General features: G+C 68.8%; 25 protein-coding genes. 13 read left to right on the top strand and 12 right to left on the bottom strand.

All coding sequences use genetic code 11. The annotated features are described in order from the left end of the window. Nucleotides 1-39 precede the first annotated feature (39 nt). Entirely contained in the window at nt 40-1,236 is a 1,197-nt protein-coding gene (locus ACYQ07_RS05225) for an MFS transporter (RefSeq protein WP_459878366.1), read from the bottom strand. Between the two features lie 100 nt (nt 1,237-1,336). Further along, nucleotides 1,337-1,621, bottom strand: coding sequence for a DUF357 domain-containing protein (locus tag ACYQ07_RS05220; protein WP_459878363.1), 285 nt, complete (start codon nt 1,619-1,621; stop codon nt 1,337-1,339). Nucleotides 1,622-1,729: 108 nt separating this feature from the next. On the opposite strand from ACYQ07_RS05220, the gene ACYQ07_RS05215 reads away from it, so the two are divergent. The 5 genes from ACYQ07_RS05215 to purM all read left to right on the top strand — a co-directional run bounded on the left by ACYQ07_RS05215 (nt 1,730) and on the right by purM (nt 6,123). Then, entirely contained in the window at nt 1,730-2,080 is a 351-nt protein-coding gene (locus tag ACYQ07_RS05215; RefSeq protein WP_459878361.1) for a hypothetical protein, read from the top strand. Between the two features lie 8 nt (nt 2,081-2,088). Then, the gene (locus tag ACYQ07_RS05210; RefSeq protein WP_459878358.1) at nt 2,089-2,532 is read left to right on the top strand and encodes a hypothetical protein; all 444 of its coding nucleotides are present in this window, start codon (nt 2,089-2,091) and stop codon (nt 2,530-2,532) included. Nucleotides 2,533-2,624: 92 nt separating this feature from the next. Then, nucleotides 2,625-4,373 (top strand): TraB/GumN family protein, encoded by a 1,749-nt coding sequence (locus ACYQ07_RS05205; protein ID WP_459878355.1) that lies wholly within the window; start codon nt 2,625-2,627, stop codon nt 4,371-4,373. Nucleotides 4,374-4,375: 2 nt separating this feature from the next. Further along, a complete protein-coding gene (locus ACYQ07_RS05200; protein WP_459878352.1) occupies nt 4,376-5,050 on the top strand; it encodes a metalloprotease in 675 nt (224 codons plus the stop codon). 95 nt (nt 5,051-5,145) lie between these two features. Beyond that, nucleotides 5,146-6,123, top strand: a complete 978-nt coding sequence (gene purM, locus ACYQ07_RS05195) for a phosphoribosylformylglycinamidine cyclo-ligase (protein ID WP_459878349.1) — start codon at nt 5,146-5,148, stop codon at nt 6,121-6,123. Nucleotides 6,124-6,328: 205 nt separating this feature from the next. On the opposite strand, the gene ACYQ07_RS05190 is transcribed toward purM, so the two are convergent. The 6 genes from ACYQ07_RS05190 to ACYQ07_RS05165 all read right to left on the bottom strand — a co-directional run bounded on the left by ACYQ07_RS05190 (nt 6,329) and on the right by ACYQ07_RS05165 (nt 12,769). After that, nucleotides 6,329-6,868 (bottom strand): CBS domain-containing protein, encoded by a 540-nt coding sequence (locus ACYQ07_RS05190; protein WP_459878346.1) that lies wholly within the window; start codon nt 6,866-6,868, stop codon nt 6,329-6,331. A 132-nt stretch (nt 6,869-7,000) separates the two neighbouring features. Then, nucleotides 7,001-7,378, bottom strand: coding sequence for a DUF555 domain-containing protein (locus ACYQ07_RS05185; protein ID WP_459878343.1), 378 nt, complete (start codon nt 7,376-7,378; stop codon nt 7,001-7,003). Nucleotides 7,379-7,438: 60 nt separating this feature from the next. Beyond that, nucleotides 7,439-8,401, bottom strand: coding sequence for a sulfurtransferase (locus ACYQ07_RS05180; protein ID WP_459878340.1), 963 nt, complete (start codon nt 8,399-8,401; stop codon nt 7,439-7,441). Between the two features lie 62 nt (nt 8,402-8,463). Then, nucleotides 8,464-8,934 (bottom strand): GNAT family N-acetyltransferase, encoded by a 471-nt coding sequence (locus ACYQ07_RS05175; RefSeq protein ID WP_459878337.1) that lies wholly within the window; start codon nt 8,932-8,934, stop codon nt 8,464-8,466. Between the two features lie 104 nt (nt 8,935-9,038). Continuing rightward, on the bottom strand, nt 9,039-12,188 hold the full coding sequence (gene ileS / locus ACYQ07_RS05170; RefSeq protein ID WP_459878334.1) for an isoleucine--tRNA ligase: 3,150 nt from the start codon (nt 12,186-12,188) through the stop codon (nt 9,039-9,041). A 119-nt stretch (nt 12,189-12,307) separates the two neighbouring features. After that, the gene (locus tag ACYQ07_RS05165) at nt 12,308-12,769 is read right to left on the bottom strand and encodes a DUF7992 family protein (protein WP_459878331.1); all 462 of its coding nucleotides are present in this window, start codon (nt 12,767-12,769) and stop codon (nt 12,308-12,310) included. Between the two features lie 119 nt (nt 12,770-12,888). Between ACYQ07_RS05165 and ACYQ07_RS05160 the strand changes: the two genes are divergently transcribed. The 7 genes from ACYQ07_RS05160 to ACYQ07_RS05130 all read left to right on the top strand — a co-directional run bounded on the left by ACYQ07_RS05160 (nt 12,889) and on the right by ACYQ07_RS05130 (nt 21,124). Then, nucleotides 12,889-14,022 carry a S1C family serine protease gene (locus ACYQ07_RS05160; protein ID WP_459878328.1) on the top strand — a complete coding sequence of 378 codons (1,134 nt, stop codon included), beginning with the start codon at nt 12,889-12,891 and terminating at the stop codon, nt 14,020-14,022. A gap of 104 nt (nt 14,023-14,126) precedes the next feature. Further along, nucleotides 14,127-15,314 (top strand): chorismate synthase, encoded by a 1,188-nt coding sequence (gene aroC, locus ACYQ07_RS05155; protein ID WP_459878325.1) that lies wholly within the window; start codon nt 14,127-14,129, stop codon nt 15,312-15,314. Nucleotides 15,315-15,449: 135 nt separating this feature from the next. Beyond that, nucleotides 15,450-15,809: a response regulator gene (locus tag ACYQ07_RS05150; RefSeq protein ID WP_459878322.1), complete on the top strand. Its 360-nt coding sequence runs from the start codon at nt 15,450-15,452 to the stop codon at nt 15,807-15,809. A gap of 186 nt (nt 15,810-15,995) precedes the next feature. Then, a complete protein-coding gene (locus ACYQ07_RS05145) occupies nt 15,996-17,891 on the top strand; it encodes a 2-oxoacid:acceptor oxidoreductase subunit alpha (protein ID WP_459878319.1) in 1,896 nt (631 codons plus the stop codon). Nucleotides 17,892-17,893: 2 nt separating this feature from the next. Then, nucleotides 17,894-18,832 (top strand): thiamine pyrophosphate-dependent enzyme, encoded by a 939-nt coding sequence (locus ACYQ07_RS05140; RefSeq protein ID WP_459878317.1) that lies wholly within the window; start codon nt 17,894-17,896, stop codon nt 18,830-18,832. 130 nt (nt 18,833-18,962) lie between these two features. Beyond that, entirely contained in the window at nt 18,963-19,391 is a 429-nt protein-coding gene (lrpA1, locus tag ACYQ07_RS05135; RefSeq protein WP_459878315.1) for an HTH-type transcriptional regulator LrpA1, read from the top strand. Between the two features lie 317 nt (nt 19,392-19,708). After that, entirely contained in the window at nt 19,709-21,124 is a 1,416-nt protein-coding gene (locus tag ACYQ07_RS05130; RefSeq protein WP_459878312.1) for a DNA polymerase Y family protein, read from the top strand. A gap of 62 nt (nt 21,125-21,186) precedes the next feature. Here ACYQ07_RS05130 and ACYQ07_RS05125 read toward each other — a convergent pair whose 3' ends face one another. Continuing rightward, the gene (locus ACYQ07_RS05125; protein WP_459878309.1) at nt 21,187-22,158 is read right to left on the bottom strand and encodes a nucleotidyltransferase family protein; all 972 of its coding nucleotides are present in this window, start codon (nt 22,156-22,158) and stop codon (nt 21,187-21,189) included. 111 nt (nt 22,159-22,269) lie between these two features. Between ACYQ07_RS05125 and ACYQ07_RS05120 the strand changes: the two genes are divergently transcribed. Next, nucleotides 22,270-22,548, top strand: coding sequence for a transcriptional regulator (locus ACYQ07_RS05120; RefSeq protein ID WP_459878306.1), 279 nt, complete (start codon nt 22,270-22,272; stop codon nt 22,546-22,548). Nucleotides 22,549-22,560: 12 nt separating this feature from the next. Here ACYQ07_RS05120 and ACYQ07_RS05115 read toward each other — a convergent pair whose 3' ends face one another. The 3 genes from ACYQ07_RS05115 to ACYQ07_RS05105 all read right to left on the bottom strand — a co-directional run bounded on the left by ACYQ07_RS05115 (nt 22,561) and on the right by ACYQ07_RS05105 (nt 25,494). After that, complete coding sequence (locus ACYQ07_RS05115; protein WP_459878303.1) at nt 22,561-23,238, bottom strand: type 1 glutamine amidotransferase domain-containing protein; 678 nt, start codon at nt 23,236-23,238, stop codon at nt 22,561-22,563. 132 nt (nt 23,239-23,370) lie between these two features. Beyond that, nucleotides 23,371-23,940 (bottom strand): hypoxanthine/guanine phosphoribosyltransferase, encoded by a 570-nt coding sequence (gene hpt / locus ACYQ07_RS05110; RefSeq protein ID WP_459878300.1) that lies wholly within the window; start codon nt 23,938-23,940, stop codon nt 23,371-23,373. Nucleotides 23,941-24,060: 120 nt separating this feature from the next. Then, on the bottom strand, nt 24,061-25,494 hold the full coding sequence (locus tag ACYQ07_RS05105; protein WP_459878297.1) for a DHH family phosphoesterase: 1,434 nt from the start codon (nt 25,492-25,494) through the stop codon (nt 24,061-24,063). Nucleotides 25,495-25,509: the final 15 nt, after the last annotated feature.

Raw genomic sequence — 25,509 nt, 5'->3', positions numbered from 1 at the left:
TGGAATCGGCGATCCCGACGCCGAACGCGGACGAGCGAATCAGAGCCCGAGCCCCAGCGCGCGGTTGATGACGAGCGCGGCGGCGACGACCAGCAAGAGGCCAAGAACGGTACCGAACGCAACCACCCATCCAGCGAGATCCGCGAGGAAGCCAACGACAACGCTGCCGGAGGCCGCCATCATCATGTACACGGTACGGACCAGCCCGAATCCGGCGCCTTGTTCAGTCTCCGAGAAGTTGTCGAGGAACCGCGGGATGAGCGCGGCGCCGAAGCTCATCCCCACGCCGATGAGCACCATCGCGACCGCGATGGCGGCGATGGAGGGTGTTGCGAGCGCGAGCCCGATACCGGCGGCGCCGACGACCATACACGCCACGGTGACGCTGTCCCGCCCGAACCGGTCCGAGGCGATGCCGACGAGCACCTGGCCGACGCCCTGTGCGACGAAGTAGCCGCCGAAGGCGATTCCGGCGGCGGTCGCCGAGTAGCCGTGATGCTCGATCAGGAGGGTCGGCAGAAAGGAGGCGACCCCCTGCCACGCGAACTCGCCGAGCGCGGCGAGCACGACGGTGAAGCCAATGGCGGGCCGCGAGAGCAGCTCCGCGAGGGGGCCGACCCGGAACCGCTCGCGAAGCGGCTGGTCGGGACGCTGGGGCTCCGTGGGACGGACGCCGCGGGCAAAGAGCACGAACCCGACCAGCCCGACGACCGCACCGAGCGCGACGGCGGGCCGCCAGCCGTATCGAACCGCGACGAACGAGACGGCGACTGGCGTGCCGAGCCCCGCGATGGTGGCGCCCGTGTTGTGGATGCCGACGGCGGTGCCCACGTCCTCGTAGATGCGCGCGAGAAACGTCGTGCCGACGCTGTAGTGGAGGCCGGCGACGCCGCCGAGCACGACCGTCGCGAGCACGAACGCAGGAAAGACGGGCGCGACGGCGATCAGGAGTGCGGCGATTCCCGTCCCGCCGACGGAGACGAGAATCACCCGGCGCTCGCCGAAGCGGTCAGCCAGCACGCCGGAGGGGAACTGTGCGAGGCCGTACGCCAGCCACATTCCGGAAAGCGCGAGTCCGACGGCGGCGTTCGAGACCGCGAACTCCTCGGTGATCCGGGGAACGACCGGGCTGATCGCCAGCCGCCCGACCATCGTCACGAGGAACGCAAGCGTACACAGCGCCAGCACCCGGTCCCGGTAGCGGAACGTGGGGATCCGTCCGGCGAGAGAACTCACTACGCGACTGGATGCGGGAGTCCTCAAAAACGCTGACGGTCGCGGCGTGGGTCGCCGGACGACGAGGTCGGTGGTCAACGGCTCGCCGACTGGTCGGCTATCAGGTCGTGAATAGCTCCGTGTCGTCGGGCACCGCGAACAGCCCCATCCGGACGCCGGCGTCCAGCCAGCCGTAGCCGTACGAGTAGGCGGCGAGCGCGTTCACCGGATCGTCGGCCTCCCGGAAGTGGCGCCCGTCGTCGAGGTACGACTCGGCCATCTCGAACACCTCGGCGGCGGCCTCGCCGAGCGGGGTGTCCGCCGGCGGGCGCGGCTCGGCCTCCGCCAGCGCGTCCGCGAGCATCCGGCCGTAGCGGTCGGTCTTCTCCTCTAAGTCGGCGGCCATGTGGGGGGAGTCGCCGGCGCCCCTGAAAAGGGCGTCGCGAGCGGGCGGGCGGGCGGGCGGGCGACGCGGCGGCGGAAGCGCTTTGGGAACCACCCAACACCAACAGTCATGCCCCTCCCCGAGGAGATCGACCCGCTCGGACTCGTCGCGTCGCTGCTGGCCGTCGCCGTCGTCGGCTACGGCGCCGTCGCCAGGCCCGACGCGCTCGACCTGCACGGCCCGGCCACCTTCGTGCTGCTCGTGCTGATGGCGGCGGTCGTTCTCACCCTCCCGTATCGCCCCGCTCGCGAGACGCGGGCGTGGAACGTGCTCGCCGGCGCGACCTTCGCGGCGCTCGGCGCTCACAACCTCGCGGGTCTGGAGTCCCCACTGTTCACCGGCTACGGCTTCCTCCTCGCCGGGATCGCGGCGATCGGCTACCATCTAGTGACCTACGTTTATGAGGATCCGTCGACCTAGAGGGTGGCATGCCCTCCAGACGCGCCGTTCTCTGCGGTATCGCAGGACTCGGATCGCTCGCCGGACTCGCCGGCTGTCTCGATCGTGGCCCGATAACGAGCTTCGAGCTCACGAGTCCGACGATCGAGCCCGAAGAGCCACCGCGTATCTCGACCGACGACAATACGGTCGTCGTCGAAGGGACCGCGTGGTACGGCTCCAGCAGTTGTTCGACGCTGGAGCTGGCACACGCGCGGTACCACGAGCGAACCGGTCGGCTCGACGTGTTAGTGGCGCCCGCCGACGACCGCACACTACCGGTGCCACTCGGCTGCACCGACGACCTAGCGAGTACGGGCTACGTGGCGCGGATCGTCGCCGGCGAGCGCCTGCGGATCGTCACTGCCACCGAACACCACGTCCACGGCGACGCCTACTCGACGACCGCCGGCAGTCCGCGAGACCCCTTATAAGGGAGAGAGGGCGCAAGATCGGGTGCCCGCGGACGCGGGGTGTGTCTCGTTGACTCACAAACCCTAAACGCGGGGGCCAAGTACCACCTCCAATGACCGAGACGCCCGCGGACGCCGGCGACCCGCCGTCCGCGTCCTCCGCGAACGCCCCCGCGAGCCGGGAGCCCGACGACGGGTCCGTCACCGTCGTCGGCACCGCGCACGTCTCCGAACACTCCGTCGAGGAGGTCGAGGAGACGATCGAGCGCGAGCGCCCGGACGTCGTCGCCGTCGAGCTCGACGAGGGGCGCTACCGGCAGATGCAGGGGGAAACGCCCGACGACCTCGACGCGAGCGACCTGTTGAAAGGCAACACCGTCTTCCAGTTTCTCGCCTACTGGATGCTGTCGTACGTCCAGACACAGCTCGGCGAGCGGTTCGACATCGAGCCCGGCGCCGACATGAAGGCCGCCGTCGAGCTCTCCGAGCGGCTGGGGATCGACGTTGCGCTCGTCGACCGCGACATTCAGACGACGATCCAGCGCTTCTGGGCGCGGATGACCATCTCGGAGAAGCTCCGGATGGTCGGCGGGCTCGCATTTGGGATCACTGACTCACGGGTCGTTGGCGTCATGGCCGGGCTGATCGTCGGGATCCTCGCCGGTCCCGCGATCGGCCTGTTCGGTGGCGCCGTCGGTATCACCGATGCGGTGCTCACGAGCGCCGCGGCCGGCGTGCTGGCTGCACTCGTCGTCGCACTCGTCGTCGACCAGGTCGGCAAGACCCTCCTCTCGCCCGACGCCCGCCTCCACGCTGCCGCCGGACTCGGCGTCGGAACGGGGCTGGCGGTCGCCGTCACCGGCGTCGCGGACGACCTCGTCACCACCTACCTCGGCGGCTTCGTCGTGAGCGCGGTGGGCAGTCTCGGAATCGGGATCTCCGTCGGGCTCGTCGTCGGCCTCATCGCCGCCGGCTTGCTCGGCGTGTTCGGCGGCCGCGAGAGCGACTATGAGGAGTACGGCGGCATCGACGACCTCGACATGGAGGAGCTCACCGACACCGACGTGGTGACGATGATGATGGAGGAGTTCCGACAGTTCTCGCCCGGCGGCGCGGAGGCGCTCATCGACGAGCGCGACGCGTTCATCGCCCACCGGCTCGTCGCGCTCCGGAACGCGGGCCACCACGTCGTCGCCGTCGTCGGCGCCGGCCACAAGGCGGGCATCGACGGCTATCTCGCGAACCCCGAGACGCTCCCGCCGATGGAGTCGCTCGTCGGGGAGGAGTCCAGCCGCTCGTTCCCGTGGGGGAAGGCGATCGGCTACGCGGTCGCCATCGCGTTCATCACCTTCTTCGTGCTCGTGGCGATGGCCGGCGTCCAGAGCGCGTTCCTGCTCCAGCTGTTCGGCGCGTGGTTCCTGATCAACGCCGTCTTCGCGTTCTCGTTCGCGAAGCTCGTCGGTGCGCGCTGGTCGTCCGCGACCGTCGGCGGGGCGGTCGCGTGGATGACGTCGATCAACCCCATGCTCGCCCCCGGCTGGTTCGCGGGCTACGTCGAGCTCCGGAAGCTCACCGTGAACGTGAGCGACATCGGCACTCTCAACGAGCTGCTCGGTGACGAGACGAAATCGCCCTCCGAGCTGGTGTCCGCGATGCTCAACGTGCCGCTGTTCAAGCTGATCATGGTCGTCGCGATGACGAACGTCGGGAGCATGATCGCGAGCTTCCTGTTCGCGGTGTACGTCATCCCCGCCATGTTCGGCAGCGCCGACATCGGCGGCGTCGACGGCGTCACCCGGCTGATGATCGAGGGCGCCCGCAACAGCGCCGAGCTGATCCGCGGGCTCATCACGACGCTGTGACCATGGGGGGAACGTTCCGCGGCCGGCGGATCGCCGGCCTCTACTTCAGCGGCATCGAGCTCCGCGATCTGCTCGTCGCGTGGCTGGCGCTCGGCGTCGCGTTCACGTTTTTCTTCGTCGGCGGGCTCGACGGCGGCGGCCGCGACCGACTGGTCGCGGCCGGCGTCGTCCTCCCGCTCGCTGTGAGTCTCGTCACCGCCGGCGTGGGCTTTCTGCTCCACGAGGTTGCCCACAAGGTCGTCGCGGTTCGTTACGACCAGATCGCGGAGTTCCGCGCGAACATGTCGATGCTCGCGCTTGCAGTGGCTGTGTCGCTGACCGGGTTCATCTTCGCGGCGCCGGGCGCCGTCCACCATCGCGGGCGGCTCACGGCACGCGAACACGGCCACATCGCGGTCGCCGGGCCCGTTGTCAACCTCGTGTTGACTGCGGCGTTCGTCCCCGTGCTCGTGGCCGGCGTCGCGCTGGGGAGCGGCACCCTCGCGCTCGTCGGCGAGCGCGGCATCGCGATCAACGTGCTGCTCGCCGCGTTCAACCTGATTCCGTACGGCCCGCTCGACGGCAAGACCGTCATTGGCTGGCACAAGGGCGTGTGGGTCGCCCTGTTCGTCCCGTCCGCGGCGCTGACGGTGCTTCTGGTCTTCCTGCTCGGGTTCGGCTTCGGCGGGCCGTTCTGAGAACTGGCGGCGGGCGCCGGCTCACTCACGGCGTCCGAGATCCGCCCGGTGTCTCAAACGACGCGCTTTTGCTCCGGGGGCGTAGCCTCTCACGTATGACCGAGGATGCCGACGGCGAGGAGCTGACGTACGCCGAGGCGGGCGTCGACATCGAGGCGAGCGAGGCCGCGACGGCGGCGCTTATCGGCGCCGTCGGCGACAGCGAGGGCGACTACGCCGGACTGCTCGACATCGGCGACCGCTATCTCGCGTTGGCGACCGACGGCGTAGGCACCAAGCTCCTCGTCGCGGAGGCGCTGGAGGACTACTCCACGGTGGGCATCGACTGCATCGCGATGAACGTCAACGACCTCGTGGCGGCCGGCGTGCGCCCCGTCGCGTTCGTCGACTACCTCGCGGTGGACGAGCCGGACGAGCGGTTCGCCGAGCAGGTGGGCGAGGGGCTCGCACGCGGCGCCGAGCTGTCGGACATGGCGCTCGTCGGCGGCGAGACCGCCGTGATGCCGGAGGTCGTGAAGGGGCTCGACCTCGCAGGGACCTGCGCCGGACTCGCCGCCAAGGACGCCGTCTTCGACGGCGAGGCGGAGCCCGGCGACGCGCTCGTGGGGTGGGAGTCGTCGGGGATCCACTCCAACGGGCTGACGCTCGCGCGGGAGGCGGTCACCCGGAACCACGACTACACCGACGACTGCCCGTTCGAGGGGTACGACACGCTCGGCGCGGCACTGTTGGAGCCCACCCGCATCTACACCGACCTGCTCGACCCGATGCGCGAGCACGGCGTGCGCGGCGCCGCCCACGTCACCGGCGGCGGCTGGACCAACCTCGAGCGGCTCGGCGACCACCGCTACGTCGTCGAGGACCCGTTCGACGCCCAGCCCGTGTTCGAGTTCGTCCAGTCCGAGGGCGGCGTCTCCGACGCGGAGATGCACCGGACGTTCAACATGGGGACCGGCTTCGTCGCCGCGCTCGACCCCGATGCGGCCGCGTCGCTGGCGGAGGCGACCGACGGGCGCGTGATCGGCCGCGTCGAGGCGGGCGAGGGCGTGGCGGTCCGCGGGCTGGAGCTGTAGGCGGCGGTCCGGGGGAGAGTGGCCCCGCCGCTGGCGACGAGTGGCGAACAGCCGACGCGTGGAGCGCGGCGTCGCCCTCGCCGGACGCGTCGCTCCGGAAACACGGCGGCGCGCCGAACTCCCGTCTCGACCGCCGTGGGCGGTTCTCAGACCACGGGGCGTCTGGTGCGGAATCCGTTATAAAAATCGGGTGCGTAAGCCGCGACTACGACAGGTGCGCCGCGATGTCGGCCTCGGTGATGATGCCGACGGTCTCGCCGCCGTCGGTCACCATCACGGCCTTGTAGTGGTCGAGCAGGTTGCGGATCTCGTCGACCGTCGCGTCGGGCGCGACGGTCGGGAACGACTCGCTCATCACCTCGCTGACGGGGAGGTCGCCGACGTTCTCGCCGGCGTGGACCACGTCGCCCTGACTGATCGACCCGACGGGGATCCCGTTCTGGAGGACGGGGAGCTGGGAGTACGCCGCCCGCTCCATCAGCTCGACGGCCTCGCTGACGGCGTCGTCGGGCGCGACGTTGATCACCTCCTCGTGCATGAGGTCGCGGGCGCGGACGACCTCGCCTTCGGCCTCGTCGAGCGCGTTGACGATCCGTCGGAGCGTCGAGAGCCGCGGGTCGACGTCACCGCCCTCGATTCGGGCGATGAGCGGCTGTGAGACGCCGGCGGCGTCGGCGAGCGCGCTCTGGGTCAACCCGAGCGTCGTCCGGCGCTCGCGCAGGTCCTGCGGAGTCGGGAGTTCCATGCTCGGGAATAACTAGGGGTTATTAGAAAAGCTTTCGGCGCCGGCCGGGTTCGCCGTTCACGGTGAACCGTCACCGCCTCGGGAGTCGTCACCGATCCTGCGTGTCGTCACCGATCCCGCGTGTCGGCGACGTTATCGGCCGTCGTCGTCGTCCTCGTCCTCGTCCGCTTCGGTTTCGATGACTTCGACGATCTCGAGGGGAACGTCACGGAGTGCGCCGCCGACCTCGCTTTTGGCGATCCGCTCGGCGTGCTCCTCGCTGTCGGCGTTGAAGATGTCGATCTCCAAAAGGAGGCCGACCAGCGCCGTGTTCGCCGCGAGGAACGCGGCGTCGAACGGCTCACCGCAGGCCGGACAGCCGGTGACGCCGGGTTCGACTTCGACGTACTGCTTGTCCGTCTCATTGAGTCGCTTCCCAGCTTCGCTGACCGCGACGCCGATGGCGTCGTCGGTCTCCTCGACATCACGAACCAACCAGGCGGCTTCCATCGCGACCAAGTAGTTGCTCATACCGGTCACAGAACCCGCAGGGTTTCGTGTCTTGTGGTTCGGCCGGCAGCGTGTGTCGGGCTACCGCGGCTCCGTTCCCGACTCCGCTTGCGTCCCCGCCGGCGGCTCCACGTTCGGCGGACCGACCGCCACCGGCGCACCGATCAGGTTCCCCCACTCGGTCCACGAGCCGTCGTAGTTGGCAACGGCCTCCCGGTCGAGCAGGTCGGTGAGAGCGACCCACGCCGTCGAGGAGCGCTTCCCGAGCTTGCAGTAGACGACTACGGGATCTGCGTCGCCGGTGGTCGTGCGGTCTGTGGTGGCGGCCGAGACCTCGACGCTTCGGAACGCGTCTGCGAGCTCCGACGCCGGTCGAAACGTCCCGTCCTCAGTCAGGAGCCGCTCCCAGTGGAGGTGTTTCGCACTCGGGATACGGCCGCCGACGAGCGCGTGTGCGTCGAATCCCGGTGGTGCTACGCGGTCGCCGAGGAACTCGGCACGGGTCCGCACGTCCACGACGGGATGGCCCGCGTCGAGCGCGTCGCGAACGTCACCCCGTCCCGCTCTGGCGGGATGCTCCCACGTCGGGTCATGGAGAGCATCGGCGTCGTAGTCGACCGCCGGTGGGTCGGCGTTCCGACTGGGAACGTTGGCCTCCACAGTCCGGCCAACCCGTTCCAGCCAGCGCTCGCGGCCGCCGTCGAGGAGCCGTACATCGGAGTGGCCCGCGATCCGGAGCAGCCAGTAGGCGAACCCCGCGACGAGGTTGTGGTCGTCGCCGTACACGACCACGGTGGTTTCGGGAGCGATTCCGGCCCGTCCCAGTCTGTGAGCGAGCGTGTTCGCGTCAGGGAGTCCGCGTCCGTCGGGACGCTGGAGGTCGCTCGCCCAGTCGAACGGGACGCTCCCGGGCACGTGTTCGTCGTAGCTCGCACGGTTCACCCGGAGGACACGACAGTCAGCCGCCGGCGAGCGCGCGCGATCCAGCCGGTCGGCGAGCCAGTCGACGGAGACTACCCGGTCGCTGTCGACGTGTTCGCCCATGGTCGGAGGGACATCCCCGACTCCTAAATGGCTGGTTGCCGCGGAAAAGGAACGTCGACCGACTACCGGAACGACTCAACCGGCGCGACGACGACGAGCTCCTGTCCGTCACGCCCCTGTGCAGTGGCGCGATGGCTGAACCCCTGCGAGCGGTAGAACTCCCGGGCGCTCGGCTGGTCGGCGCCGAGGTTGGCGCGGATCTGCCGGACGCCCTGCTCGGCGAGGGACTCCGCGACGCGGGACAACAGGCGGTCCTCGATCCCCTCGCCGGTGTACTCGGGGTGGATCCACAGCGCGAGGAGTTCTGCCTCCTTCCCGTCGGCATCGGGATGGGCGACGGCGATCCCGACGGGTTTGCCGTCATCTTCCACCAGATAACAGCAGTCGGCTTCGCTGGCGGCCTCGCGGACGCCCGCGGCCGACACGTCGAGTAGCGGTGCACCGATATCGTCGAAAACGGTGGTCTCGCGCGCTCTGGAGACCGCCGCCCGTAGCGCCTCGGCATCGCCGGGACGCGCCGGTCGGACTCGCATTGTGACCGAGTGGAGTGGAGGGAGCCGGGTATAGCTTTCGGGGCTGGCAACCTCCGCGCCCTCGGCGGAAACGACTACTCGAAAGTGAGTTTATTCGCCGGCACTCAGGCGACCGGAGCGATCCCGATGGTCACCGTCACGTCCTCGACGTCCCACTCCTCCAGCAGGCCATCGTCGCCGGCGGCCGCCTCCGGATCGTCGTGCCACTCGTCGGCTCGTACCTCCTCGGCGATCAGGTCGGCGTGCTCCTCGACGAAGCCGGCGATGCGCTCGTCGTCCACGTCAACGCCGACGCGGATCCGCGCCTCCACGTCGAGATCGAGCTCCTTGCGCATCTCCTGGATGCGGCGGATCACGTCGCGTGAGTAGCCCTCCGACTCGATATCCGGGGTGAGGGAGGTGTCGACGTAGACGGCGCCGCCGTCGAACTCCGCGGCGGAGAGGTGTTCGGGCGGCTCCGCGACGTACTCGACCATCGAGTCGTCGAGATCGACGGGCTCGCCGTCGACTTCGACCTCACCGTTCTCCACTTCGGCACGCGTGGCGCCCTGCACCGCGGCCATCACCTTCTGGGCGTCGGCGCCGAACGCCGGGCCGATTTCGGACATCTGCGGTTCGGCCTGTTCGACCAGCTCCTCGAAGCCGTCGGTTACCTCCAGTGTGCGGGCGTTGACGCGGTCGAGAATGAGGTCCTCCAGATTGCGGACGGCCTCGGCAACCGCCTCGTCACCGGTCTCGACGACGATTCGCGGAACGGGCCAGCGGAGCTTCCGGCCGGCCTGCTGGCGGGCGTTCGCGGCCGACTCCTCCACGTCGCGGAGGACCGCCACGTCGTGTTCGAGGTCGGCGTCGAGCAGCCCCTCGTCCGGCTCGGGATACGAGAGCTCGTGGACCGTCGTCGCCGAGCCGTCGAGCGTCTGGTACATGCGCTCGGTCATGTACGGGGCGATCGGCGCGAGCATCCGAACCGTCTCGTCGAGGACGGTCGCGAGGGTCGCGTAGGCGCCGCGTTTGGAGGCGGAATCGGACTCCTCCCACATCCGGTCGCGGACCGCCTTCACGTAGAAGCGCGACACGTCCTGCGTGAGGAACTCCACGAGCGCGTTGACGGCGTCGCTGACGCGGTAGTCGTCCCACGCGTCGGCGACCTCCTGTTCGACGGACTGAAGCCGCGAGAGCACCCACTCGTCGACAACCGCGAGCTCGCCGTCCGAGAGGTCAGCGTCGGCGGGGTCGTAGCCGTCCAGCTCCATGTACTCCAGCGGGAAGCGGAACACGTTCCAGAAGATGTTGAGCTTCCCCTGGATCTCGCCGAGTCCGTCCCACTCGAACGCGAGATCGACGCCCTGCTGGTCGTGGCTCAGGAGGTAGGTGCGGAGCGGGTCGCGGCCGGCGCGCTCGATCGCCTCCTCGGGCGTCACGATGTTGCCGACCGACTTCGACATCTTCCGGCCGTCGCTGTCGTTGGCGAACCCGTGCATCAACACCTCCTCGTAGGGAATCTCGCCGACGGCGGCGGTCCCCATGCCGAGCTGTGACCAGAACCAGCCGCGGGTCTGGTCGTGCGCCTCGACGATGAGGTCGGCGGGCCACAGCTCCTCGTGGGCGTCGGTCTCGCCGGGGTAGTCGAGCGTCCCCCAGCTGGCGACCGACGAGTCGAGCCACACGTCGAAGACGTCCTCCACGCGGCGGTAGGTCGTTCCGTCCTCCGTGATCGTGAGGTCGTCCACGCTGGGTCGGTGGAGGTCGATCGAGTCGGGGTCGATCTCCTGGTCGACGCGCTCGGCGAGCTCCTCGCGGGTGCCGACGACGACCATCTCCTCGTCGAGGTTGCCCTCCTCGGCGTCCTCGGGCACCCAGATCGGGATCGGGACCCCCCAGTAGCGCTGTCGTGAGACGTTCCAGTCGGGCGCATCCTCGATGAAGTCCCTGAACCGGTTGTCGCGGGCCCACTGCGGGTGCCACTCGGACTCCTCCATGTTGTCGAGGAGGTCCTCCTTCACGTCGGTGATCGAGATGAACCACTGGTCGGTGACCAGCTGGATGATCCCCGTGTCACACCGCCAACAGTGGCCGTAGCTGTGGTTGACGGTGCCGTGGGACAGCATGTTCCCCTCGGCGACGAGGTCGGCGATGATCTCGTCGTTGGCGTCGCGGACGAACTCGCCGGCGTACTCGCCGGCGGCCTCGGTGAACTCGCCGTTCGGCTCGACGGGACAGAAGATGTCGAGGCCGAGCTCCGAGCCGCGGTGGAAGTCCTCCTCACCGTGGCCGGGCGCGGAGTGGACCAGCCCGGTGCGGTCCGCCTCGACGTAGTCGGCGGCGTACACCTGGCCGGCGCCCTCGAAGTCGGGGTACTCCGCGAGGTGGTCCGCGAGGGGGTGGTCGTACTCCCAGCCGAGCATGTCGGCGCCCGACAGCTCCGCTTCGACCGCGTAGTCCTCGTAGCGCCCCTCCGTGAGCACGCCCTCGACGCACTCCTCGGCGACGTACAGGACCTCCTCCTCGCCGTCCTTCTCGGCACGGACGGCGTTGTAGGTGAGCTCCTCGTCGACGGCGACGAACGTGTTGGCGGGGATCGTCCACGGGGTCGTCGTCCAGATGACGAGGCTCCCCTCGCGGTCGGCGAGCGGGAACTTCACGTAGATGGAGGGGTCGTCGACGTGCTCGTACTCCACCTCGTTGTTGGCGAGGCCGGTCTCACACCGCGGACACTGTGAGATCGAGCGTTTGCCCTGCTCGACGAGCCCGTTGTCGGCGACCTGCGAGAACGCCCACCACGCCGACTCCATGTACTCCGGCGAGACGGTGCGGTAGGGGTCGTCCCAGTCCATCCACACGCCGATGGACTTGAAGTCCTCGTCCATCGCCTGGCGGTTGGTCTCGGCGAACTCCATGCATTCCTCGATGAACGCCTCCATCCCGTACTCCTCGATGTCCCGCTTGTTCTCGAAGCCGAGCTCCTCCTCGACTTTCACCTCGATCGGAAGCCCGTGCATGTCGTAGCCCGGGCGGTCGGTGACGCGGTGGCCGGTCATCCGCTTGTACCGGATGATCGCGTCCTTCAGCGTCTTGTTCCAGGCCGTTCCCAGGTGCATCTGTCCGGAGGTGTACGGGGGCCCGTCGACGAAGAAGAACGGCGGGTCGTCGGCGTGGGCCTCCGTGGCCGACTCGTAGGCGTCGTGTTCGTCCCAGTATCCCTCGACGGTGGACTCGACGTCCGCCGGGGTGTACTGGTCGTCGATCTGCTCCATACTCGACCGTCTGTGCGCGCGTATTTGAATACGGCGGAGTTGCGGGACGCGCTCGCACGTCGACGCCCCGGCGTGTCGCCGCGGCGGTCGCCGGCGTCTCCCTCCAGCGGTCGTCGAGCTCAGGCCTCGAAGTCCGGCAGGTCGTCGGGCGCTTCGTATTCGGCCTCCCAGTCGATATAGCGCTCCTTCAGCACCTCACAGACGGTCTGTCCAAGCTCCGTGAGTCCGGCGTTGATCGCGGAGACGGTCCCCCACGACTCCAGATCCGGATGGAGTTCCCGTTCCTTCCAGTCCTCGGGGAGCCCGGGGGCGTGATAGCCCACGCGGTCCGCGAAGCCGTCCCAGAAGAAGTCGAAGCGGGAGACCAGCTCCAGGTCCTCGACGATCCGCCAGTCCTCGGCGTCGAGGTCGGCGCCGGCGGCCCACTCCGCGAACGCCTCTTCCCACGCACCCTCCTGGAGGAACGCCTCCAGCTCCTCGCGACGGTAGTCGGTGTCGCCGACGACCTCCGCGTCCTCGTACTCGTTCGGGTCGACGGCGCTCAGGCTCGGCGGCTCCGGCGGCTCCACGTCGAGGCTCATACTCGGAGATGTCCGCCGACGGGCAAAAAGGCCGCGCCGGCGGGACGACTCGTGGCCGACGCCGTCGCCCCGTTCGAGGTCGTCCGGGGGTTTATCAGCAGCCCTTCCTACGCCCCTACATGGAGCGCACACGACGCGAGCTGCTCGCGACCGCGGGCGCGCTTGCCGCCGCCGGCGTGAGTGCGGGGTGTCTCGCCCCGACGAGCGACGGCGGGCGCGTCGGCGTCGACGACTCGCCCAGGCCGGGCGTGAGCGACGGGTCAACCATCGACGCCGACACGCCGTACGGGGACGTGTACGAGGCCGTCTCGCCGTCGGTCGCGCGGATCCAGACGTACGTCGAGGAACAGGAGGACCTGTTCGGCGAGGAGTTCGGCGGCGAGGCCGGTCAGGGGTCCGGCTTCCGCGTGACCGAGGACTACCTCGTCACCAACGACCACGTGCTCGCGGCGCCCGACGCCGTCCGCGTCCAGACCGCCGACGGCTCGTGGACCGACGCCGAGGTAGTGGGCCGCGACCCGTACAGCGACCTCGCCGTCCTGGAGACCGAGGAGCGTCTGCCCGGCGAGCCGCTCGACCTGCTGGAGTCCGTCCCGCGCACGGGCACGGAGGTGCTCGTCGTCGGCTCCCCGCTCGGGCTGGAGGGCTCCGCGACACAGGGGATCGTCAGCGGCAGCAACCGGACCATTCCCGCGGCAGTCACCGCCGGGGGGAACTTCTCCATCGCGGACGCGGTCCAGACGGACGCCGCGCTCAACCCCGGCAACAGCGGGGGACCCGTGGTCACGCTCGACGGCAGCGTCGTCGGCGTCGCCACCGCCACGCAGGGGGAGAACCTCGGCTTCGCCGTCTCCGCGCGGCTCGCAAACCGGGTGGTGCCGGAGCTGATCCGCTCGGGGAGCTACGACCACTCCTATCTCGGGGTGCAGATCCTCGAAGTGGAGCCGCTGCTCGCGGAAGCCAACGGCCTCCCGGAAGCGCGCGGCGTCTACGTCGCCGAGGTTCCGGAGTCGGGTCCCGCCGCCGACACGCTCCAGGGTGCCGACGACGAGACCACCGTCGAGGGGGCGACCGTCCCCGTCGGCGGCGACACGATCGTCGCGCTCGAGGAGACGGAGATCCGTGCGGACGCCGACCTGTCGCGGTTCCTCGCGTTAGAAACCCGTCCCGGCGACGAGATCGACGTGACCGTCTGGCGCGAGGGGAGCGAGGAGACCGTTACCGTCGCGCTCGGCGCACGACCGACGCCGTAGGGTCGGCCGCCGGAGCGCTGTGGCGGTAGTTCCGGGCCCGGGGTCGGTCGCCGACCCCTTGACCGATTGCAAATCATAAAACCCCCCGAGCCACAGGAGTGCGTATGAACGGCAACCGATTCGGTCGGCTCTTTCAGCTGACCACCTACGGCGAGAGCCACGGCGAGGCGATGGGCGTCACCGTCTCGGGCGTGCCCGCCGGCGTCGAGCTCGACGAGGCGGCGATCCAGACACAGCTGGACCGCCGCAAACCCGGCCAGTCGATGATCACCACGTCCCGCGGCGAGCCCGACGAGGTGACCGTCAACTCCGGCGTCCAGGACGGCTACACCACCGGGACGCCCATCGGCATGGTGATCCAGAACAAGGACGCGCGCTCGGGCAAGTACGAGCCGTACGTGACGGCGCCGCGCCCCTCCCACGGGGACTTCACCTACTCCGCGAAGTTCGGCACCCGGAACTGGGGCGGCGGCGGGCGCTCGTCGGCGCGCGAGACCGTGAACTGGGTGGCTGCCGGCGCGGTCGCCGAGCAGGTGCTCGACGCCTCCGAGTACGACGTGGAGATCAAAGCCCACGTCAACCGGATCGGGAGCGTCGAGGCCGACGACGTGAGCTTCGAGCAGATCCTCGAACACTCCGAGGAGAACGACGTGCGATGTGCCGACCCCGAGGCCGCCGACGAGATGCAGGCGCTCATCGAGGAGTATCAGGAACAGGGCGACTCCATCGGCGGCTCCATTTACTTCGAGTGTCGTGGCGTCCCGCGCGGGCTCGGCGCGCCGCGCTTCGACGGCTTCCCCAGCCGGCTGGGACAGGCGATGTTCTCCATTCCCGCCACCACGGGCGTCGAGTTCGGGCTCGGGAAAGACGCCGTCGACGTGACCGGCACGGAGCGCAACGAGGACTGGACGTTCGACGACGGCGAGTCGTTCGAGCACGTCGAAAGCGAGGAGGGCGATCCGGTGCCGGTCGGCAACGACCACGGCGGGCTCCAGGGCGGGATCACGACGGGCGAGCCGATCTACGGCGAGGCGACCTGGCACGCGCCCACGTCGATCCCCAAGGAGCAGCGGACCGCCGACTGGGAGACGGGCGAGGAGAAGGAGATACAGGTCGTCGGGCGCCACGACCCCGTGCTCCCGCCGCGTGCGGTCCCCGTCGTCGAGGCGATGCTGTACTGCACCGTCCTCGACTTCATGCTGCTCGCCGGGCGCATCAATCCCGACCGCGTGGACGGGCGGCCCGGCGAGTACGACACCGAGTATCACGCCGAGCGCCCCGACAGCGAGTAGGGAGCCCGGCGGGCGCCGGAGGCGCAGAGATTTCCGCATCGGTGGCCTGGTGGGACGGCGGTGTCCCCGCCGGCGCATCCAGTTGAGCCGGGACGCCTCGTGTCTTATTTATATCACGTGCGCTGAAATGACTTCATGAGCAAGCGGGTACTCGTCGTCGACGATTCGTCATTCCAGCGGACCGTCATCACGGACGCGCTGGACGACGAGTTCGAGGTCGTCGACGAGGCGGCGAACGGCGAGGAGGCGGTGGCGACGTTCGAGGAGCTGGCGCCCGACGCCATCACCATGGACGTGGTGATGCCGGAGATGACCGGTATCGAGGCGACGGCGACGATCAAAGAGCGGTCACCGGAGACGGTCATCGTCATGTGTACGAGCGTCGACCAGGAGGAGCGGATGATGGAGGCGGTGAAGGCGGGCGCCGACGGCTACGTCGTGAAGCCGGTCGACGGCGAGGAGCTCGACGCCAAGCTCCGGGGACAGCTCGGCTGAGCAGTTCCGTTGTCTGGTGGGGGTCTAAAAAGGCAACATCGCCCGAATCGCCAGCAGGAGAGCGATCACGAGGCCAAGACACACAGGGTCCCTAATGGTCGTTAATTGTGATTCCATAGCAAGCCCTAAGAGGTGTCCGTCGCAATCTTCAGACACTAGGCCCACACTCGGGCCCAGATTGCCAATATGACTGACGACGAACTCATCTGGCGGATTTCGGGAGGATCCGGTGACGGGATCGCTTCCACCAGCCAGAACTTCGCAAAAGCCCTGATGCGGTCGGGGCTCAACGTGTTCACGCATCGGCACTATCCGTCGCGGATCCGTGGGGGACACACGTACACGGAGATCCGCGCGTCCTCGGAGCCTGTCAAATCCCGAGGCGACGGCTACAACTTCCTGCTGGCGCTCGGCGACTCGTTCGCCCGCAACCCACAGGAGGGCGCCGTCTACGGAAACGAGGAGATCAAGCCGCTCTCGGAGAACCTCGACGAGCTCCGGGAGGGTGGGGTTATCATCTACGACGAGGGACTGCTCGACGCCTCCGAGATTCCGGACTTCGAGGAGCGCGCCGAGGAGAACAACTGGCACGTGTATCCGCTCGACCTGCGCGGGCTCGCCCGCGATCAGGGACGTGAGGTCATGCGGAACACCGCCGGCGTCGGCGCCACCTGTGCGATCGCCGGCTTCGACCTCGACTACGTCGAGGACCTCATGCGCGACGCGATGCCGGAGAAGATCCTCGAACCCAACATCGAGATCCTCAACATCGCCTACGAGCAGGTGAACGAGGAGTACGACACCGACGCCCCCGACGTGGCAGTGCCGTCCGGTGAACACGAGGACGAACAGCTCCTGATGTCCGGTTCGGACGCCATCGCCTACGGCGCCATCGACGAGGGGTGCCGCTTCATCGCGGGCTACCCGATGACGCCGTGGACGGAAGTGTTCACCATCATGACCAAGAACCTGCCCGAACTGGGCGGGATCTCCGAGCAGGTCGAAGACGAGATCGCGGCGGCCGCGCTCGCGGTCGGCGCCTCACACGCCGGCGTGAAGGCGATGTCCGGCTCCTCGGGCGGCGGCTTCGCGCTGATGTCCGAGCCGCTCGGCCTCGCCGAGATGACGGAGACGCCGCTCGTGCTGGTCGAGGCGATGCGTGCGGGTCCCTCCACGGGGATGCCCACGAAGCCGGAGCAGTCCGACCTCGAACACGTGCTGTACACCTCACAGGGTGACTCCCAGCGCGTCGTGCTCGCACCGGGCACGGTCGAGGAGGCGTACACCCAGTCGCGGCTCGCCTTCCGGCTGGCCTACGAGTACCAGATTCCGGTCATCCTCCTGTACGACCAGAAGCTCGGCGGCGAGCTAGTGAACGTCCGCCGCGAGCACTTCAACGAGGCGCCCAACCCGACGCTCGGGAACACGCTCACTGAAGACGAGCTCGCGGAGGAGCCGCACTCGGCCGACGGGAAGTTCCACCGCTTCCAGCACGACGTCGAGGACGGCGTGCCGCCGCGCTCCATCCCCGGTCAGAAGGGCGGTCGCTACCTCGCGACCGGCAACGAGCACGACCCGACCGGCCACATCAGCGAGTCGCCGGAGAACCGCATCGCGCAGATCGACCGGCGCGCACAGAAGCTCGCCGCGATCCGCGAGGACCTCGACTCCGAGGGGACCGCCACGTACCACGGCGACGAGGACGCCCAGTACGGCATGCTGACGTTCGGCAGCCAGCAGGGCACCGTCGAGGAGGCCGTCGACCGGCTCAACGACGCCGGCCACTCCGTCCAGTCGCTCGGCGTCTCGGACATGCTGCCGTTCCCGAGCGACGAGGTCGAGGCGTTCATCGAGAGCGTCGACGAGGTCCTCGTCGTCGAGATGACGGCGTCCGGCCAGTTCCGCGGACTCGTCCAGAAGAACCTCGGCCGCCACGGGGAGAAGCTGTCGAGCCTGCTGAAGTACAACGGGAACCCGTTCGAGCCCGCCGAGATCGTCGACGGCTTCGAGGCCGTCGTCGTCGACGGCGAGCCCGACGTTCCCAACGACCAGACCACCTTCGTGCCCACGGCGGGTGACTAACAATGAGCGCATTCTCAGCCATCGGTGAGGAACGCGAGGTAGAGAGCGACGAGTACACCCCCGGCGTCGAGCCCCAGCCAACGTGGTGTCCGGGCTGTGGCGACTTCAGCGTCCTCAAGGCGCTCAAGCAGTCGCTGCCGGAGATGGGACGCTCGCCGGAGGAGACGCTGTTGGTGACGGGGATCGGCTGTTCAGGGAAGCTGAACAGCTACCTCGACTCCTACGGCTTCCACACCATCCACGGGCGCTCGCTGCCCGTGGCCCGCGCCGCGAAGCTCGCGAACCCGGACCTCGAAGTCGTCGCCGCCGGCGGCGACGGCGACGGCTACGGGATCGGCGGGAACCACTTCATCCACACGGCCCGGGAGAACCACGACATGACGTACATCGTCTTCAACAACGAGATCTTCGGGCTCACCAAGGGACAGACCTCCCCGACCAGCCCGAAAGGTCACAAGTCGAAGACACAGCCCTCCGGCAGCGCCAAGGAGCCGCTCAAGCCGCTCTCGCTGGCGCTGAACGCGGGCGCCTCGTACGTCGCGCGCACGGCGGCCGTCAACCCGAACCAGGCCAAGGAGATCCTCCAGGAGGCGATGGAGCACGACGGCTTCGCGCACGTCGATTTCCTGACGCAGTGTCCCACCTGGAACAAGGACGCCCGCCAGTACGTCCCGTACATCGACGTCAACGAGTCCGACGACTACGACTTCGACAAGACGGACAGCGTCGAGGCCGCCGCCATGATGCGGGAGACGGAGGAGGCGCTCCACGACGGGGAAGTCCTGACCGGACGCTTCTACGTCGACGAGGACCGCCCCTCCTACCAGCAGGAGAAGCAGGCGCTCGGCGAGATGCCCGACGAGCCGCTGGCGGAGCGCTACTGGGACGACGACTACGAGTGGGAGCGGAGCTACGACCGCTTCCTCGACAAGCACGCGTAGTCGGACGTCTCGAACGCCCCGGAAACGCGTGTACACACCCGGAAACGCCCGGAAGCGAGTGATTCGGTGCTCGGTGATGCGTGTTTTCGGGTTCGCAAGGTATTTTTTCCGTGCCGACAAACGAACTGGTATGAGCATCGCCTCGACCGAGGAACGAATCCTCTCGGTGTTGGAGGAGGACGCGCAGGCCTCCTGTGCCGAGATCGCGGACCGGGCCGACGTCTCGAAGCCGACCGTCCGCAAGTACGTCCGTCAGCTCGAGGAGGAGGGCGTCATCGTCGGCTACTCCGCCGACATCGACCCGAAGAAGCTCTCCTCGCAGTCGATCGCGATGGTCGGCATGGACGTGGACTCGGGCAAGTACGTGGAAGCAACGCGCGCCTTGAAAAGTCTCGACGAAGTCGAGTCGCTGTACACCTCCTCGGGCGACCACATGCTGATGGCCGAGGTGCGTGCCGCCGACGGCGACGAGCTCGGCGACGTGATCAGCGAACAGCTGCTCGCGATCGACGGGGTCACCGCGGCGCATCCGTCCTTTCTACAGGAGCGACTCAAGTAGCCCGTCAGGGGCCAAGCGACGGGGGTGCCCGGTTCCCCGCCGGTGCCGAGCGCGGCCGCGACCGTGAGTACGACGGCGGGCACGTCCCGGCCACGATGGGACCGTCACCGACCCAGAAGTGGCGGCCGGTTGCCACCGGGACCCCGAGCCCCACGACCGCGGTTGCGACGGCGGCAGCGCCGGAGGGATTCTCGGGTGACGCTTACACGACGCGCGTTCCCGGACATCGCGGTTCTACATGCGAGAGCTGAGATCTCACAACCACTTCCGCCGCGCGAGGCGGTCGTTTAAGGCCGCGGGACGCGGACTGCGTGACGATGGATGGCGGCACGCTTCCCGGAGCCGCGACCGCGGACGGCGACCGGGAGGACCGGGTGATCCTCCACGTCGACATGGACTGCTTTTATGCGTCCTGTGAGCGGCGGCGCGACGACGCGCTCCACGGTGAGCCGGTCGTCGTCGGGATGGGGTACGAGCCCGGCGAGACGATCGGCGCCGTCGCGACCGCGAGCTACGAGGCCCGCGAGTTCGGCGTCGACAGCGCGATGCCGATCTCCGAGGCCCTTCAAAAGCTCCCCCGCCGCGTGGACGCCGATCCCGACGACCCGGATGCGCCAGATCCCGCCGAGACCGCGCGGTACGTCCCCGTCGACCTCGACTACTACAAGACGGTCGCGGCGGAGGTGAAGGCGGTGCTCCACGACTGTGCAGACGTGGTTCGCGAGGTGAGCATCGACGAGGCGTACCTCGACGTGACCGACCGCACGACGTGGGATCTCGCCGGCGATCCGGACGACCCGGCCGAGAGCGAGGCGGCGGGACCGGCCGAGGCCCGCACGCTCGCGGAGGGATACGCCCGCCACGTTCGATCGCGGATCGAGCGCGAGGCTGGGGTCCCGGCGAGCGTCGGCGTCGCGCCGAACATGTCTGCGGCCAAGATCGCCAGCGACCACGACAAACCCGAGGGGTTGGTGGTGGTGCCGCCCGGCCGCGTCCGGGAGTTCCTCGCGCCGCTTTCCACGGAGGCGGTCCACGGCGTCGGCCCGGTCACGGCGGAGACGCTCGCGGACATGGGCGTCGCGACCGCCGGCGACCTCGCGGCGGCGGACCCGGAGGCGCTGACGGAGGCGCTCGGCGACCGCGGTCGGGAGCTGTACGAACGTGCTCGGGGAGAGGACGACCGCGAGGTAACCCCCACCGGGCTCCCCAAGAGCCTCTCGCGGGAATCCTCGCTGCCGGCGACCGCCGACGAGGAGACGAAACGGGAGACGGTGCGCGCGCTGGCCGCCGACGTTGCCCGCCGGGCACGTGAGCGGGGCTGTCTCTACCGGACCATCGGGATCAAGGTCGTCGAACCGCCCTACGAGGTGAACACCCGCGCCAACAGCCTCCCCGGCCCCGTCGACGACCCGGATCTGGTCGAGGAGGTGGCGCTGGAGCTGCTCGAGGAGTTCGCGGGCGACCGCGCCCGCAAACTCGGCGTCCGCGTCTCCAAACTCGACTTCGGCGAGAGCGACCAGTCGACGCTCGGCGGGTTCGAGGACGCGGAGGGGGCGACCGACACCCAGCGGTCCCCGCCCACGTCCGACGACCGCGAGGGCGACGGCGGCAAACTCACCGACTGGGTGGGCCGGGAGCCGGCGTCCGCAAGTGCGGATGGAGCCGAAGAACCCGAAGAGCGTGACTGCAGTCCGACGCGCGACGGCCAGGCGTCGCTCCGCGACTGGTCGTAACTGTTAGTTAAAAAGCGAGTCGAATCCTCGGACGCGGAGGACACTTGCCGGCCAGAGAGCGACTATGCGTCCGGATCCGGGATCTTCGTGTACTCGCCGATCAGCGCTTCATCGAGCCGGTGGCCCGCCACCTCGGCGTGCTGGTCGACGATCGTCTCGGTCACGCTCGCATCCGTCACAGTTGCTTCCGGGAAGACGACGGCGCGCTCCAGCGTCGCGTCGGTCACCGTCGCGCCGTCCATCACGTGGACGACCTCGCCGAGATCGCTGTTCTCGACGGTCGCGCCGTCAGCGACGAGCGCGTCGCCCTCCAGCGCGTACTCGACGGCGTCGAGGTAGCTGCTGGCCGTCCCGATGTCGTACCAGGCGCCGTCGAAAGTGAACGCGTGAACTGCCTGTCGGCTCTGGAGCCACTGGATGAACCAGCCGGGTTCATCGGGGTTCTTCCCGTCATCGAGATACGTCGAGAGGTCCGGCAGCGTCTCCGCCGGGAACGCGTAGCAGGCGATGGAGACGTTCGTGCTCTTCGGGTCGTCGGGCTTCTCTTGGAAGCTGACGACGCGGTCGCCGTCGAGCTCGACGAGGCCGTAGGACTTCGCGCGCTCCAGCGAGCCCACGTCGTACGCCGCGATCGTGGGCGTCCCCTTCGTCTCGAAGAAGTCCGCGAAGTCGGCCAGATCGAAGCTGATCAGGTTGTCGCCGGCGACGACCAGCAGGTCGTCGTCGACGTCCTCGCGCTCGACGAGCTGGGCGAGCGCGCCGACGACGCCGAACTTCTCGTCCTCCTCGACGGTCTCCTCGATGGAGAGCGTCGGCTTCTCGAAGTCGCTGGTTGCGAGATACTCCGCGAACGTCTCCTCGAACCGCTCGTTCGTCGAGACGAACACCTCGTCGACGCGGTCATCGTCCTCCAAGTCCGCGAAGATCTCGTCGATGACGGTGTGTTCGCCTACGGGCAAGAACATCTTCGGCCGGTCTTTCGTGATCGGCCAGAGTCGCGTCGCGTACCCCCCTGCGAGTACTACAGCCTTCATACCACTATCCCCGGAGGCCGACACCATACCTCTTGTGCCCGTATCAAATGTTCTATATGACGGCAATGGGGAGCCGTCGCCGTTTTGGCCGCGGCGCTCGACGGGGACAGCATGGAGGGAACCACCCGTCAGCGGATCGCCGACCGACTGCGCGAGGAGCCGTCGACGGCGAGCGCGCTCGCGGAGGCGCTGTCGCTGCCGACACCCGTCGTCTACGACCATCTCGAACACGTCTCGAAGTCGGTCGGCGGCGACGAGGAGTTCCTCGTCGCGCCGCCGGAGTGCCGCGAGTGCGGCTTCGACGGCTTCGACGACCCCGTCAACTACCCGTCGCGGTGTCCCGAGTGCAAAAGCGAGCGGATCGAGGAGCCGGCGTTCGTGATCCGGTAGCCGCCGTTCGTCTTACAGCGCGTCGAGCAGCGTCTCCGCAGCCGCCACCGACGACTCCGGACCGCGGGCGGTGATCAGGTCGCCGTCGATCGTCACGCTCGTGTCGGCGTCGAGCTCGGCGTCCCACTCGCCGCCGGCGAGCTTGACCTCGTCTTCAACCCAGTAAGGGAGCTTACGACCGTCGTCGAGCAGATCGTTCTCGTCGACGATCCCCTCCTCCCACGCGTTCGGGAATCCGGTCACCTCGCGCCCCTCGACGAGCGCGGAGCCGTCGGCCTCTCGCGTGAAGCCGAGGATCCCAACGGCGTGACAGACGACGAGCGCGACGCCGTCCTCGCCCGCGACCGCCTCCACGAGCAGCTGGCGGGCGTGACGGTCCTGATTCACGTCCCAGACGGTGCCGTGCCCGCCGGGGAAGACGACTGCATCGTACCCCTCGGCGCTCACTTCGGCGACCGGCGTCGGGTCTCCAAGTTCGGGGTGTGTCTCGTCGACCTCGCGGTACTCGGCGGCCGCCTCCTCGCCGCCCGCGGCTTCCGGGTCCAGCGAGCGCTCGTCGACGACCGGGGGTGCGCCCGACGGCGTCGCCACGGTGACGGCGATGCCCGCGTCCTCCAGTCGGGTCAGCGGCTCGATACACTCCTCGGCCCAGTAGCCTTCCTCGCTCACGACGAACAGCGCACTAGTCATGTGTGTCCGGCTTCGGTCGGCAGCCTGAAAAGGGGCGCGCGCCCGGCAGGGGAACCGGGGCGACGCGAGGTTTTTGCATCCTCGTCCGGCGCGGTCGGAGCGGTTGGAGCGTCTTAAAAACGGCCGTCGGAGTCAGTCGTCGCCGTGCGCGTCGACGATGATCACTTCACCGTCCTCCACGGTGACGTTGATCAGCGTCTTCACGTTGTAGTCGGTGGCGTCGAGCTCGTTTTCGCCCGCCTTCTTGATCACGGCGACCACGTCGACCACGTCGGCACCGATCTCGTTGGTGAGCGCGTCGAGGATCGCCTTCATCGTCCCGCCCGTCGAGAGCACGTCGTCGAGCACGAGCACGCGGTCGCCCTCCTCGACGTCGTTGATGTACATCTCGGACTCGGAGTAGCCCGTCTCCTGGAACAGCGGGACCTCCCCCTCAAGACCGTACTGGCGCTTGCGGATGACGACCAGCGGGATGTCGGTCATCAACGAGAGCGCCGTCGAGATGTGGATCCCCATCGCCGCAGGGGTGACGATCTTGTCGACGTTCTCCAGCTCCGCCTTCCGGATGATGCGGATGACGATCTCCCGCAACAGCTCCGGTTCGAGCATGGGGACGCCGTCGCTGATCGGGTGTACGAAGTACTGGTACTCGCCTTTCTCGATGATCGGCGCGTCGAGGAGCGACTGCCGCAACTGGTCCATGTCGCGGGTACTCGCGCGGGTTAATAAAGCGTGGCGGTTGCCGGAGCGAGTGCGGACGGGTCACACGCCGGTGGACCACAGGGCAGGCAGCCGTGCGCTCGGCGCGCCACACCGCCGCGCTCAGGTCGGGAACTCGGTCGCCTCGCCGGTGGGCGCCGACGGCGGGTCCCGGACGGCCTCGAAGAAGCGCTCGGCGACGAACGCCTCCACCACGTCGGCGAGCGACTCGTCGGCGGACACCTCCTCTAACAGCCCCAGCGGCACCTGCGCGCCCGCCATGTTGGCGTGGCCGCCGGCGGACCCCACCGGGTCGAGCGCGTCCCGCAGCACCTCCCCAACGTCCACGTCGGTGCCGCGTGCTCGCGCGGAGCCGTAGATGACGCCCTCCATGTAGCCGTAGACGAACGTGACCGCGACGTCCTCCATGTCGAGCAGGCGCTCGGCCGCCTGTGCGAGCGCATCCCGGTCGCCGATCTCGCCGACACAGGAGGCGACCGTCTCGCCGCGCACGTCCCGCCGGTCGATGGCCCGGGCGAGCACGTCGAACGTCTCGGGGCTCATGCTCGGGCTCTCGACGCGCTCCAGCGTCTCCTCGTCGGCGCGTTCGGTCAGGCTGGCGGCCGCCTCGAAATCCGGGATCGACACCTCGCGGGTGAAGTCCTTGGTGTCGATGCGGATCCCGTACAGCAGCGCGGTGGCGAGCTGGCGGTCGGGCTCGATGCCGAGCCGCGAGAGGTACTCCTCGATCAGCGTGCTCGTCGCGCCGACCTCCGGGCGCACGTCGACGAACGTGCCGTCGACGGGGCCACGCGGCGGGTGGTGGTCGACGACGAGGTCGACCGGCGTTCCCTCCGGCAGGCTGTCGTTGATCCCGGCTCGGGAGTGGTCGACGAGGGCGATCCCGCCGTAGTCGTCGAGTTCGATCTCCTCGAACGTCGAGAGCTGCAGGTCGAGCAGGTTCACCAGCGCCCGGTTCTCCTGATGGGCGATCTCGCCCCCGTAGCAGGCGTCCGCGGGCACTCCCACGGATTCGGCGACCCGCGCGAGCCCCAGCGCGCTCGCGATGGCGTCGGGGTCGGGATTGTCGTGTGCGACGACCAACAGCGGCCCGGAGAGCCCGCGAAGGGCGTCGAGCAGCCGGACGGGACGTTCGAGCGCGTCGGCGCCGACCGCCTCCAGCGCGCGTCCCGCGACCGCCCGGACGGGGTCGATCACGTGGTCGGCGACGGACGCCAGCGCCTCGCGGTGGCGCGGCTCCGACTCCGTGCCGACGTGTGCGACGACCATCGACTGCGGGTAGCGCTCGCGGGCGGCCCGCGCCGCGGCCACGTTTCGGCCGGGGTCGTCGCTCGCGACGACGACGATTTCGGCATCCTCCGGGTAGTTCGCGGGGTCGGTCGGATCCGCTTCGGCAGTCGAGACGTTCTCCTCGCGAAGCGTCGACGACCACCCGGGGTCGTCGACGATCGCGTAGAGCTCGCCGCGAAGCGACTGCATGCGCTCGACGAGGGTGTAGCCGATCGAACTACAGCCGAGCAGCAGCCGTCGCACCATGTACGGGCCCACTCC

This window comes from Halorubrum gandharaense, assembly GCF_054654575.1.
Note: the sequence above shows the minus strand (reverse complement) of the source record. Positions and strands in the feature narration are given on the sequence as shown.

Excerpts from the sequence above, each read along its gene's own strand:
- ACYQ07_RS05220 (WP_459878363.1), bottom strand. The coding sequence starts at position 1,621 with ATGGCCGCCGACTTAGAGGAGAAGACCGACCGCTACGGCCGGATGCTC.
- ACYQ07_RS05215 (WP_459878361.1), top strand. The coding sequence starts at position 1,730 with ATGCCCCTCCCCGAGGAGATCGACCCGCTCGGACTCGTCGCGTCGCTG.
- ACYQ07_RS05210 (WP_459878358.1), top strand. The coding sequence starts at position 2,089 with ATGCCCTCCAGACGCGCCGTTCTCTGCGGTATCGCAGGACTCGGATCG.
- ACYQ07_RS05205 (WP_459878355.1), top strand. The coding sequence starts at position 2,625 with ATGACCGAGACGCCCGCGGACGCCGGCGACCCGCCGTCCGCGTCCTCC.
- ACYQ07_RS05200 (WP_459878352.1), top strand. The coding sequence starts at position 4,376 with ATGGGGGGAACGTTCCGCGGCCGGCGGATCGCCGGCCTCTACTTCAGC.
- purM (WP_459878349.1), top strand. The coding sequence starts at position 5,146 with ATGACCGAGGATGCCGACGGCGAGGAGCTGACGTACGCCGAGGCGGGC.
- ACYQ07_RS05190 (WP_459878346.1), bottom strand. The coding sequence starts at position 6,868 with ATGGAACTCCCGACTCCGCAGGACCTGCGCGAGCGCCGGACGACGCTC.
- ACYQ07_RS05185 (WP_459878343.1), bottom strand. The coding sequence starts at position 7,378 with ATGAGCAACTACTTGGTCGCGATGGAAGCCGCCTGGTTGGTTCGTGAT.
- ACYQ07_RS05180 (WP_459878340.1), bottom strand. The coding sequence starts at position 8,401 with ATGGGCGAACACGTCGACAGCGACCGGGTAGTCTCCGTCGACTGGCTC.
- ACYQ07_RS05175 (WP_459878337.1), bottom strand. The coding sequence starts at position 8,934 with ATGCGAGTCCGACCGGCGCGTCCCGGCGATGCCGAGGCGCTACGGGCG.
- ileS (WP_459878334.1), bottom strand. The coding sequence starts at position 12,188 with ATGGAGCAGATCGACGACCAGTACACCCCGGCGGACGTCGAGTCCACC.
- ACYQ07_RS05165 (WP_459878331.1), bottom strand. The coding sequence starts at position 12,769 with ATGAGCCTCGACGTGGAGCCGCCGGAGCCGCCGAGCCTGAGCGCCGTC.
- ACYQ07_RS05160 (WP_459878328.1), top strand. The coding sequence starts at position 12,889 with ATGGAGCGCACACGACGCGAGCTGCTCGCGACCGCGGGCGCGCTTGCC.
- aroC (WP_459878325.1), top strand. The coding sequence starts at position 14,127 with ATGAACGGCAACCGATTCGGTCGGCTCTTTCAGCTGACCACCTACGGC.
- ACYQ07_RS05150 (WP_459878322.1), top strand. The coding sequence starts at position 15,450 with ATGAGCAAGCGGGTACTCGTCGTCGACGATTCGTCATTCCAGCGGACC.
- ACYQ07_RS05145 (WP_459878319.1), top strand. The coding sequence starts at position 15,996 with ATGACTGACGACGAACTCATCTGGCGGATTTCGGGAGGATCCGGTGAC.
- ACYQ07_RS05140 (WP_459878317.1), top strand. The coding sequence starts at position 17,894 with ATGAGCGCATTCTCAGCCATCGGTGAGGAACGCGAGGTAGAGAGCGAC.
- lrpA1 (WP_459878315.1), top strand. The coding sequence starts at position 18,963 with ATGAGCATCGCCTCGACCGAGGAACGAATCCTCTCGGTGTTGGAGGAG.
- ACYQ07_RS05130 (WP_459878312.1), top strand. The coding sequence starts at position 19,709 with ATGGATGGCGGCACGCTTCCCGGAGCCGCGACCGCGGACGGCGACCGG.
- ACYQ07_RS05125 (WP_459878309.1), bottom strand. The coding sequence starts at position 22,158 with ATGAAGGCTGTAGTACTCGCAGGGGGGTACGCGACGCGACTCTGGCCG.
- ACYQ07_RS05120 (WP_459878306.1), top strand. The coding sequence starts at position 22,270 with ATGGAGGGAACCACCCGTCAGCGGATCGCCGACCGACTGCGCGAGGAG.
- ACYQ07_RS05115 (WP_459878303.1), bottom strand. The coding sequence starts at position 23,238 with ATGACTAGTGCGCTGTTCGTCGTGAGCGAGGAAGGCTACTGGGCCGAG.
- hpt (WP_459878300.1), bottom strand. The coding sequence starts at position 23,940 with ATGGACCAGTTGCGGCAGTCGCTCCTCGACGCGCCGATCATCGAGAAA.
- ACYQ07_RS05105 (WP_459878297.1), bottom strand. The coding sequence starts at position 25,494 with ATGGTGCGACGGCTGCTGCTCGGCTGTAGTTCGATCGGCTACACCCTC.